Source organism: Microbacterium sp. B24 (genome assembly GCF_000333415.1).
Classification (GTDB): Bacteria; Actinomycetota; Actinomycetes; order Actinomycetales; family Microbacteriaceae; genus Microbacterium.
Genome location: NZ_BADB01000455.1, coordinates 1 through 9,481 on the forward strand (window position 1 = coordinate 1; position 9,481 = coordinate 9,481).

At 70.3% G+C, this 9,481-nt stretch carries 10 protein-coding genes and 1 pseudogene; 4 read left to right on the forward strand and 7 right to left on the reverse strand.

Annotated features, from left to right (window positions below; genetic code table 11):
• Positions 1–326: 326 nt before the first annotated feature.
• Positions 327–1,649, reverse strand: coding sequence for a bifunctional o-acetylhomoserine/o-acetylserine sulfhydrylase (locus I5I_RS13540; RefSeq protein WP_036320828.1), 1,323 nt, complete (start codon positions 1,647–1,649; stop codon positions 327–329).
• 163 nt (positions 1,650–1,812) lie between these two features.
• Here I5I_RS13540 and I5I_RS13545 point away from each other — a divergent pair, with 163 nt between their 5' ends.
• On the forward strand, positions 1,813–2,616 hold the full coding sequence (locus I5I_RS13545) for an SDR family oxidoreductase (protein ID WP_051039636.1): 804 nt from the start codon (positions 1,813–1,815) through the stop codon (positions 2,614–2,616).
• Positions 2,617–2,639: 23 nt separating this feature from the next.
• Here the strand turns inward: I5I_RS13545 and I5I_RS13550 are convergent, their stop codons facing one another.
• Entirely contained in the window at positions 2,640–4,142 is a 1,503-nt protein-coding gene (locus tag I5I_RS13550; protein ID WP_187289961.1) for an MFS transporter, read from the reverse strand.
• Between the two features lie 60 nt (positions 4,143–4,202).
• Between I5I_RS13550 and I5I_RS13555 the strand changes: the two genes are divergently transcribed.
• From I5I_RS13555 to I5I_RS13565, 3 genes are read left to right on the forward strand one after another with little or no spacing between them, the layout of a single operon-like run.
• Positions 4,203–4,703, forward strand: coding sequence for a phosphoribosyltransferase (locus I5I_RS13555; RefSeq protein ID WP_016463342.1), 501 nt, complete (start codon positions 4,203–4,205; stop codon positions 4,701–4,703).
• Entirely contained in the window at positions 4,703–5,392 is a 690-nt protein-coding gene (locus I5I_RS13560) for a uracil-DNA glycosylase (protein ID WP_036320835.1), read from the forward strand. Before I5I_RS13555 ends, I5I_RS13560 begins: the two co-directional genes overlap by 1 nt.
• Positions 5,393–5,397: 5 nt before the next feature.
• Positions 5,398–6,027, forward strand: coding sequence for a GNAT family N-acetyltransferase (locus tag I5I_RS13565; RefSeq protein WP_036320838.1), 630 nt, complete (start codon positions 5,398–5,400; stop codon positions 6,025–6,027).
• Here the strand turns inward: I5I_RS13565 and I5I_RS13570 are convergent.
• The 5 genes and pseudogenes from I5I_RS13570 to I5I_RS13590 all read right to left on the reverse strand — a co-directional run.
• Complete coding sequence (locus I5I_RS13570) at positions 6,016–6,318, reverse strand: protealysin inhibitor emfourin (RefSeq protein WP_231560271.1); 303 nt, start codon at positions 6,316–6,318, stop codon at positions 6,016–6,018. The genes I5I_RS13565 and I5I_RS13570 overlap by 12 nt on opposite strands.
• 28 nt (positions 6,319–6,346) lie before the next feature.
• Positions 6,347–7,447 carry a M4 family metallopeptidase gene (locus I5I_RS13575; protein ID WP_036320841.1) on the reverse strand — a complete coding sequence of 367 codons (1,101 nt, stop codon included), beginning with the start codon at positions 7,445–7,447 and terminating at the stop codon, positions 6,347–6,349.
• Between the two features lie 62 nt (positions 7,448–7,509).
• The gene (locus tag I5I_RS13580) at positions 7,510–8,313 is read right to left on the reverse strand and encodes an ABC transporter ATP-binding protein (RefSeq protein WP_036320851.1); all 804 of its coding nucleotides are present in this window, start codon (positions 8,311–8,313) and stop codon (positions 7,510–7,512) included.
• On the reverse strand, positions 8,310–9,098 hold the full coding sequence (locus tag I5I_RS13585; RefSeq protein ID WP_036320843.1) for an ATP-binding cassette domain-containing protein: 789 nt from the start codon (positions 9,096–9,098) through the stop codon (positions 8,310–8,312). Before I5I_RS13585 ends, I5I_RS13580 begins: the two co-directional genes overlap by 4 nt.
• Positions 9,095–9,391: pseudogene (locus I5I_RS13590) on the reverse strand (ABC transporter permease subunit); the annotation flags it as partial. The gene I5I_RS13585 and the pseudogene I5I_RS13590, both read right to left, overlap by 4 nt.
• Between the last annotated feature and the right edge of the window lie 90 nt (positions 9,392–9,481).

A 9,481-nucleotide genomic window follows, 5' to 3' on the forward strand; every position in this document is an offset into this window, starting at 1 on the left:
ACGCGCAAGGCTGCGCGCATCTTGCCACGGCTCTGCTTGCGCGGATGAAAGGGTGCTTTGATGACGTGACCGATGACATCGCCGATGGCTCCTCCGAGGAGGGTGCCGAGCACGTCGTCAAGCAATCTGTCACTCCGCGTCCATGAACGATCGATCGATCCTACGGCCGGGTGGCGCACGCGCTCGCCGTGCGCTTACGACCACCATGTCCGCAGAAACGCACGAACTCCGCAGCGGGAAGCGTTTCCGGCTGCGGAGTTCGCGGCATCCTGCGGAGTTCGTGCACCCGTCGGGGACGGGTGTGCTGCTCCGCGGCGGGGCAGGGCTCAGGCGCGGGCGGCCTCGGAGACCTTGCGCGCGGCGGCGAGGGCCTGCTCGAGGTCGGCCTTGAGATCCTCGACGTTCTCCAGACCCACCGACAGGCGGACCAGGCCCGGGGTCACACCGGTCGTGAGCTGCTGCTCCGGCGTCAGCTGCGAGTGCGTCGTGGATGCCGGGTGGATGACGAGCGAGCGGACATCGCCGATGTTGGCGAGGTGGCTGAAGAGCTCGAGCGCGTTCACGAACTCGCGACCGGCCTGGACGCCGCCCTTGAGCTCGAACGACAGCACCGCGCCCACGCCCTTCGGGGCGTAGCGGTTCGCGGCCGCGTACCAGGGCGAGGTCGGCAGGCCGGAGTAGTTGACCGAGGCGATGTCGTCGTGGTTCTCCAGCCACTCGGCGATCTCCTGCGCGTTCTGCACGTGACGCTCGATGCGCAGCGACAGGGTCTCGATGCCCTGGATGAGCAGCCAGGCGCTCTGCGGCGAGATGGCGGCGCCGAGGTCGCGCAGCAGCTGCACGCGTGCCTTGATGACGTAAGCCAGGCCGTCGCCGACAGCCTGCGTGTAGATCGCGCCGTGGTAAGAGGGGTCGGGGGTGGTCAGGCCCGGGAAGCGGTCGGCGTGCTCGGACCACGGGAACGTGCCGCCGTCGACGATGGCGCCGCCGATGACGGTGCCGTGGCCGCCGAGGAACTTGGTGGCCGAGTGCACGATGATGTCGGCGCCGTGCTCGAACGGGCGGATGAGGTAGGGCGTTGCGATCGTGTTGTCGACGATGAGCGGCACACCGGCCTCGTGAGCGACGTCGGCGACGGTGCGGATGTCGAGCACGTTGATCTGCGGGTTGCCGATCGTCTCGGCGAAGAACAGCTTCGTGTTGGGGCGGACCGCGCGGCGCCACTCCTCCGGGTCGTCCTGGTTCTCGACGAACGTGACCTCGATGCCGAGCTTGCCCAGCGTGTACTTGAAGAGGTTGTAGGTGCCGCCGTAGATCGAGCTCGACGACACGAAGTGGTCGCCGGCCTCCGCGATGTTGAGGATCGCGAACGTCTCCGCTGCCTGGCCCGACGCGACGAGGAGGGCGCCGGTGCCCCCCTCGAGGGCCGCGATGCGCTGTTCGACGACGTCCTGCGTGGGGTTCTGGATGCGGGTGTAGATGTTGCCGAACTCCGCCAGCGCGAACAGGTTCGCAGCGTGGTCGGCGTTGTCGAACACGTAGGAAGTGGTCTGGTAGATCGGCGTGGCTCGCGCCTTGGTCACGGGGTCGGGCTGCGCGCCCGCGTGGATCTGCGTGGTCTCGAAGCGCCAGTTCTCGGATGCGGACATGTCGGGCTCCATCGGGTGAATCGGAAGTGGTGGGGAGCCGGGGTCGGATGCCGCGGCCATCACCGACAGTAGAGTTCGCGCCCGTTGTCAACAACGGTCGGGAAATGTGACGTAATGAACGCACTCGCCTCGGCATCCGACTGCCGTGACGTAGCGTGGGGGCATGACTTCGCCGCAGGAGAGTTCTCAGGACCATCGTCGTCGCGCCGTGGTGACGGGAGCCAGCTCCGGCATCGGCGCGGCGACCGTCCGTGCCCTGCGGGCGTCGGGCTGGGACGTGGTGGGCGTGGCTCGCCGCGCAGAGCGGCTGGTCGCGCTGGATCGCGAAACCGGGTCGGCATCGTTCGCCGCCGACCTGTCGAACGAGGCCGACGTGGCGGCGCTGGCCGAGCACCTGGCGCGCACCGGGGCGGTGCACGCCCTCGTGCACGTCGCCGGCGGCGCGCGGGGCACCGACCGGGTCGAAGACGGCGACCCGGCGGACTGGCGCTGGATGTTCGAGGCGAACGTGCTCTCGGCGCAGCTGGTCACGGCGGCCCTGCTGCCGTTGCTGCGGGCAGGGATCGACGACGGCGGTCACGCCGACACGCTGTATGTCACCTCGACCGCGGCGCAGACGGCGTATCCCGGAGGAGCCGGTTACAACGCGGCGAAGGCGGGCGAGGCGATGCTCGTGCACGCCCTGCGTCTGGAGCTGAACGGCGAGCCGATCCGCGTGACCGAGGTCGCGCCGGGCATGGTCTACACCGAGGAGTTCACCCTCAACCGACTGGGCGGCGACCGCGCCACGGCCGAGAAGGTCTACGAGGGCGTCGAGCACCCGCTCACCGCGGACGATGTCGCGGATGTCATCGCGTACGCCCTTCATGCTCCCGGCCACGTCAACCTCGACCTGGTGACGATGCGCCCGGTCGCCCAGTCCGCGCAGCACCTGCTCGCGCGCGGTCGCCTCCGCCCGCGCGCCTGACCCCGCGGAAGAGGCCGGCGGCGTCAGGACGCGGGGGCGTCGGCGAACGCGACCTTCGGAACGAACACGAGCAGCAGGGCGGCGAGGAATCCGCCGCCGGCGCAGATCGCCCACACCGTCAGGTAGCCACCGAGGGAAGCCGCGGTCTGGCTGGCCACGGCGCCGGCGCCGGCCGCGAGCACCACGCCGAACACGGCTGAGGAGAACGACCCGCCGATCGTCTTGGTCGTGTTGGTCAGTGCCGTCGCGATGCCGGTCTGCCCGCGCGGGGCGGCGGCGGCCGCGGCGGCGGGAAGCGCACCGACCAGCGCGCCGCAGCCGAGCCCGGCGATCGAGAGGTTGAGCAGCACCTGCCACAGCTCCACGTGGAACGGCAGGAAGAGCAGATAGCCGATACCCACGAGCAGGGATGCCGCGATCAGTACGACCCGTGGGCTCGCCCGCCGCGAGGTCACGGCGAACAACACGGCGCCCACGATGAGTGAGACGAGGTAGACCCCGATGATGTTCGAGCGCTCCGTGGCATCCAACCCGAGCCCGTAGCCGAGGGAGGGATCGGTGCCGGCGTACGTCGACAACGGTCCCTGCGCGCCGAGCAGGCTGATCCCGATGAGGAAGGCCGTCGCCTGCACCGGCCACATCTCGGGTCGGCGCAGCACCCGGATGTCCACCGCCGGGTCGTCCTGGCGCAGTTCGAAGCGCACGAACCACACGAACACCGCGACCCCGGCCAGCAGCAGGGCAACGACCCAGATCCAGGCGGCGGCGCCGAGCGCCAGCTCACCGATCATCCGCATCCAGGCCAGACCGCCCGTCACGAGCAGCAGTGCCCACGCGAGGAGCACGAAGCCCCTCGTGTCGAGGCGTCGTGCACCCTCCGGGGCGGATTCGGGAACACCGATCCAGATGACGAGTGCGACGAGCGTCACGGCGATCGCCGGCACGATGAGCGTCGCGGTGAGGTTCTGGCCGCTTGCGGCGAAGATCCGTCCGGCGGCGAGAGCGCCGACGATCGCGCCGACCTCCAGCCCGACGACCAGCAGACCCGCCGCGCGGCGGGTCGTCGACACTCCGCGCTGCTGCACCCGGCCGCGCTCGAAGATGAGGGCGATCTCCAACGGCAGCCAGACGACGTAGAAGCCCTGCAACGCCCAGGCGATCAGAAAGCTCCAGAACGAGGTCGCGAACGCCAGCCACCACGTCGCCCCGGCCGTGAGGACCGCGGCGATGAGCAGGATGCGCTTGTGGCCGTACATGTCGCCGAGTTTCGCGAGCACCGGGACGACGAGCGCCGACAGCAGCAGCTGCGCCGCCTCGAACCAGTTGACGTCCGAGTCGTGGATGCCGAGGGAGACGACGATGTCGCTGAACAGCGGCACGTAGTACCCCTGCAGGATGCCGCTGACGATCTCGACCAGGATGAACCATCCGATGAGGCCGGCGGTGATGCCGAGGCCCCGGGGAAGGCGGGCCGAGCGGGTGCGGGGGCTCTTCGCCGTCGAGGAGCCTGCGGAGGAGGAGGTCACGGCGTTCACTCTAGCCACGCGTGTGTGTCGCGCACCGCAGCGGCGCCTAGGCTGAATGCCGTGACGAGCGAGCGCGAAGTACTGACATGGGACGGTTTCGGCGAGGCGACCCGGGCGCTGTCCCGATCGATCGTGGCGGACGGGTTCGTTCCCGACGTCGTGGTGGCGATCGCCCGCGGGGGTCTGCTGCCCGCCGGCGCGATCGCCTACGGCCTGGGCGTCAAGAGCTGCGGTGCCCTGAACGTGGAGTTCTACACCGGCATCGGCACCGTGCTGGAGGCTCCGGCGCTCCTGCCCCCCGACCTCGACCTCGGCTACCTTCCCGGCAAGCGCGTCCTGCTCGTCGACGACGTCGCCGACAGCGGTCGCACACTCGCCCTCGCGGTGAAGATGCTGCGCGACGCCGATGCCGACGTGCGATCGGTGTGCATCTACACGAAGCCCGGCAGTGTCGCCCAGCCCGACTTCTCCTGGCGCGAGACCGACCGTTGGATCGATTTCCCCTGGTCGGCAGCCGGTTCTGTGATCGAGGAGGATGCGGGCGCGGAGGCGAGCGCCTGATGGCGATGGCCCTCGACGAGCTGGCCGATGCCGGACTCATCGACGCCGATTGGGCGCACGCGCTCGCTCCGGTGGCGCCCGACATCGCGGCGCTCGGCGAACGCCTGCGCGCCGAGACCGCGGCAGGGCGGCCGTATCTCCCCGCGGGCGACAAGGTGCTCCGCGCCTTCGCGAGACCGCTCGCGGACGTCAAGGTCCTCATCGTCGGGCAGGACCCCTACCCGACCCCGGGCCACCCGATCGGGCTCTCGTTCGCCGTGGACGCGCACGTGAGGCCCCTGCCGCGAAGCCTCGCCAACATCTACCAGGAGCTGGAAACCGACCTCGGCATCGCACGGGCACCGCACGGCGACCTCTCCGCATGGAGCGATCAGGGCGTCATGCTGCTCAACCGCGTGCTGACGGTGGCCCCCGGAGCTCCCGCATCGCATCGCGGGTGGGGATGGGAGAAGGTCACCGAACACGCCATTCGCACCCTCGTCGCCCGCGACCGACCGCTCGTCGCGGTGCTCTGGGGGCGGGATGCCGCGAACCTGCGGCCCCTTCTCGCGGGGACCCCGACCGTGGAGTCCGCCCACCCTTCGCCGCTGTCGGCCAGTCGGGGCTTCTTCGGCTCGCGTCCCTTCTCGCGTGTCAATGAGCTGCTCGTCCAGCAGGGTGCGACGCCGGTCGACTGGCGTTTAGGCTGAGCCCCATGCTGGAGGAGGAGTACGACAAGAGTCGGCGGCGGCTGCCCGTGCACCTGCGCCGCAGCGAGCAGGAGCGCCCCTTCTCCTACGAGATCCGGCCCGTGCGGGACGGCGATATTCCGGACATCCGCGAGATCTACAACTACTACGTCACCAACTCGGTGGTGACCTTCGATGAGAAGAAGTGGTCGCTTGCCCAGTGGCGCGAGAAGCTCGAGCATCTCTCCAAGCTCGGCATGCCGTTCCTCGTGGCGCAGTCGCCCAGCGGGCAGATCCTCGGCTATGCACTCGTGCAGCCGATGTCGGCCAAGTCGGCGTACCGCTACAGCGTGGAGAACTCGATCTACCTCGGCCAGGCGGCGACGGGAAAGGGCCTCGGCCGCGCGCTCCTGGAGGCGCTGATCGCGGCCAGTGAGGCGGCCGGCATCCATCAGATGGTCGCGGTGATCAGCGACAAGGGGGCCGAGTCCTCCATCGCCCTGCACGAGAAGCTCGGCTTCGTCGAGGTCGGACGCATGGGACGCGTCGGCTTCAAGTTCGGCCGCTGGCTCGGCACGATCTACCTGCAGAAGCAGCTGTCGCCGGTGAAGAAGAAGCGCTCGCTGTTCTCGCGCTCGGAGCGCTCAGAGGGGTGAGGGCGCGGCGTCGCGGACCGCGTCGATCAAAGTGCGCCAGGCGCCCTCGGCGTCCGCCTCGCTGACGATCGCACGGTGGGAACGACCGTCGACGTGAGCTTCGATGGTCCAGGTGAATCGGTCGGCGCCCTGCGCGGTGGGGGCAGCGGCCGAGCTCGGGAGATGCTCGCCGCTGTCCTCGGCATCCCAGGGGCAACGTTCCACGAGCTGCTTCCAGCGCGCACTCTCGTGGGGAGGTGCCGAGAGGTGCCAGCGGCGCGTGAATCCCGCGACGCCGCCGGAGCGGACCATGCTCACGGTCAGGGCGTGCGGATCGGCGTCATTCGCGGTCTCCGGCAGATCGCGTGGATCGGGATGGTTCGTCACGGCCGGTCACACCGACGGCGTTCCACGCGGTGCGGACGGCGTCGGCTTCCTCCGATCTCTCACCGTACTCCCGCTGCGCGACCGCCGTGGTCGCCGCCGCGAACGCCGAGAAATCCGCCGTCGGCGGCACGGCGCCCTGCGTCACCGTGAGGTACCAGATGCGGCCCGCTCGTTCCCACGCGTGACCGCCGAGCGCGGTGGCGACGAGGTGGAAGGCCTTGTTCGGGATGCCGGAGTTGATGTGCACGCCGCCGTTGTCCTCGCTCGTGCGGACGTAGTCGCGCATGTGGGCGGGCTGAGGGTCTTTGCCGAGAACATCGTCGTCGTAGGCCGTGCCGGGTGCCTTCATCGAGCGCAGCGCCACGCCCTGAACGGCGTCGGTGAAGATGCCGGCCCCGATCAGCCACGACGCCTCCGCGGCGCTCTCACCGGCGCGATGCTGCTCTGTCAGCGCGCCGAAGACGTCGGCGACGGATTCGTTGAGCGCTCCCGACTGTCCCTGGTACTCGAGACCGCCGCCGTGCTCGATCACGCCGTGGCCGAGCTCGTGCCCGATGACGCTGATCGAAGAGGTGAAGCCCCGGAACACCTCACCGTCGCCGTCGCCGAAGACCATCCGCTCGCCGTTCCAGAACGCGTTGTCATAGCGGTCGCCGTAGTGCACGCTCGCCGCGAGGGTTCCGCCGGCGCCGTCGATCGAGCGGCGTGCGAACGCGTCCCAGAACAGCTCGAAGCTCGCGCCCAGCCCCTCGAAGGCCTCGTTCACGGCGACGTCGGCGACGGCCGGGTCGTCTTCGCCGCGCACGCGCACGCCGGGAAGCGTTTCGCGGTGCTGCGCGTCGGAGATGACGCGGTCGGGCGCCGGCTCTCCCTGCAGGATGAGGGCGTCGCCGTCGACCGACAGATCGAGCCGTGCCCGACCGCGCGCGGGCGCTGGGTGGGAGGGCCGTGCGATCGCCAGGGTCGCGCGGGCGGCCTCTGCGGCGTTCGCGAGGTGCGGCGCGTCGGTGGCGGCCAGGCGAGACAGCAGGTACGGCGGAACGATGGCGAACATGGCGTCACCCTACGCCCGGCATCCGACGTGCGCGCCTGTCCGATGCCTCGCCCACGCAACGATCAGTCCCGCGGTGGGTCGATCACCGGGATGGAGGCGAGCAGCCGACGCGTGTAGGCGACCTGCGGCGCGAGCAGGACCTTCTCCGTCGGGCCCTCCTCGACGATGCGGCCGTCCTTCATGACGATCACCTCGTCGCAGAGGTTCTGCACCACGCCGATGTCGTGCGACACCATCACGAGGGTGAGCTGTTCGCGCTGGCGCAGCTCGCGCAGCAGCTCGAGGATCTGCGCGCGTACGGTGACATCGAGCGCCGACAGCGGCTCGTCGCCGACGAGGATGCGCGGGCGGTGCACGATCGCGCGCGCCAGGGCGATGCGCTGGCGCTGCCCGCCCGAGAACTCGTGCGGGTAGCGGTCGGCCATCGCCGCCTCGAGGCCGACCGCCTCGAGCACCTCGCGCACGCGCGCACGACGATCGCCCGGGATCTCCAGCGCCCAGAGCGGCTCGCCGATGATCCTTCCGACGCTCATCCGGGGATCGAGCGAGGCATAGGGGTCCTGGAACACGACGCCGGTCTCGCGTCGCAGCCAGTGCAGCGAGCGCGCAGAGGCCCTCGCATCCACCGTGCGTCCGGCCACCGTCACCGTGCCGGTCGTGGGCGTGTCCAGCCCCAGCAGCACACGCACGAGCGTGGACTTGCCCGAGCCCGACTCGCCGATGATGCCGACGGCGGAGCCCTCGAAGACGTCGATGTCGGCGTCCTCGAGCGCCGTGGTCCATCGTGCCCGCTCGAACAGTCCGGTTCCGCGTTGGCGGAAGCGACGGCTGACGGCCCGCGCGCTCAGCAGGGCGGCCGCACTCATGCCGCACCCCCCGGTCGCCACAGCGTCGCGGTGGCATCGCGCAGCAACCCCTGGGTCACCGGTGATGCCGGCGCGGTCAGCAGACGTGAGAGCGGACCGTGCTCGACCACGCGACCGTGTTCGAGTACGACGGCGTGCGTGGCGATCTGGGAGAGCACCGCCAGGTCGTGCGTGATGAACACCAGCGACATGCCGTCCCTCGCGACGAGGCCGGCGAGCAGCTCGAGCACCTCGGCCTGGATCGTGACGTCGAGCGCCGTCGTCGGCTCGTCCGCGATCAGCAGGCGAGGACGGCAGGCGAGGGCCATGGCGATGGCCACCCTCTGGCGCTGACCGCCGGAGAGCTGGTGCGGGTAGCGGCGGACGATCTGGGCGGGTTCGGGAAGCCGAACCCGCTCGGCCTCTGCGATGGCGCGGGCCGCGGCATCCCTGCGCCCGAGGCCCTCGTGGATGCGCACGGACTCGGCGATCTGGCGGCCGACGGTGCGGATCGGATTGAGGGCGGTGCGCGGCTCCTGGAAGACGATGCCGATCTCATCGCCGCGCAGTCGGGCGAGCTCGCGGTCCGGCAGACCGATCAGCTCGCGCTCGTTCCATCGGATGCTGCCCGTGGCCGTGGCGGCGTCCGGCAGCAGGCCGAGGATCGCGAGGGCGGTGAGGGACTTGCCCGACCCCGACTCTCCGATCAGGCCCACGCGCGCGCCGTCGGGGACGTCGAAGGAGATGTCGTCCACGACGCGGCGACCGTCGATCTCGATCGACAGATTGCGCGCCACCAGGCTCACGAGATCACCGCCGTCGTGTGGGTCTGCGCCGCCGTGCGCCGACGCGTGAGGGTGGGGTCGGTCGCCTCGCGCAGTGCGTCCCCGAGGAGGTTGAGCCCCAGCACCGTGATCGTGATCGCCAGTCCCGGCCAGACGACGCTGAGCGGGTGCACGGAGATGTACTGCTGCAGATCCTTCAGCAGCAGCCCCCAGCTGGGCTCGGTGAGCGGGGCGCCGAAGCCGAGGTAGCTGAGCCCGGCCTCGGCGAGCACGGCGACGGCCATGCCCCACGACAGCTGCACGATGAACACCGGCGGGGCGTGGCCGGCAGGGCGGCGGTCGCCCGCTTCGCCTTCGGCACGTCATCGCCGACACCGAGGCGCGCGAGGTCGCGCATCTCATGC

Coding starts and splice junctions, on each gene's coding strand:
- I5I_RS13540 (WP_036320828.1), bottom strand. CDS start 1,649: ATGTCCGCATCCGAGAACTGGCGCTTCGAGACCACGCAGATCCACGCG.
- I5I_RS13545 (WP_051039636.1), top strand. CDS start 1,813: ATGACTTCGCCGCAGGAGAGTTCTCAGGACCATCGTCGTCGCGCCGTG.
- I5I_RS13560 (WP_036320835.1), top strand. CDS start 4,703: ATGGCGATGGCCCTCGACGAGCTGGCCGATGCCGGACTCATCGACGCC.
- I5I_RS13565 (WP_036320838.1), top strand. CDS start 5,398: ATGCTGGAGGAGGAGTACGACAAGAGTCGGCGGCGGCTGCCCGTGCAC.
- I5I_RS13570 (WP_231560271.1), bottom strand. CDS start 6,318: ATGGTCCGCTCCGGCGGCGTCGCGGGATTCACGCGCCGCTGGCACCTC.
- I5I_RS13575 (WP_036320841.1), bottom strand. CDS start 7,447: ATGTTCGCCATCGTTCCGCCGTACCTGCTGTCTCGCCTGGCCGCCACC.
- I5I_RS13580 (WP_036320851.1), bottom strand. CDS start 8,313: ATGAGTGCGGCCGCCCTGCTGAGCGCGCGGGCCGTCAGCCGTCGCTTC.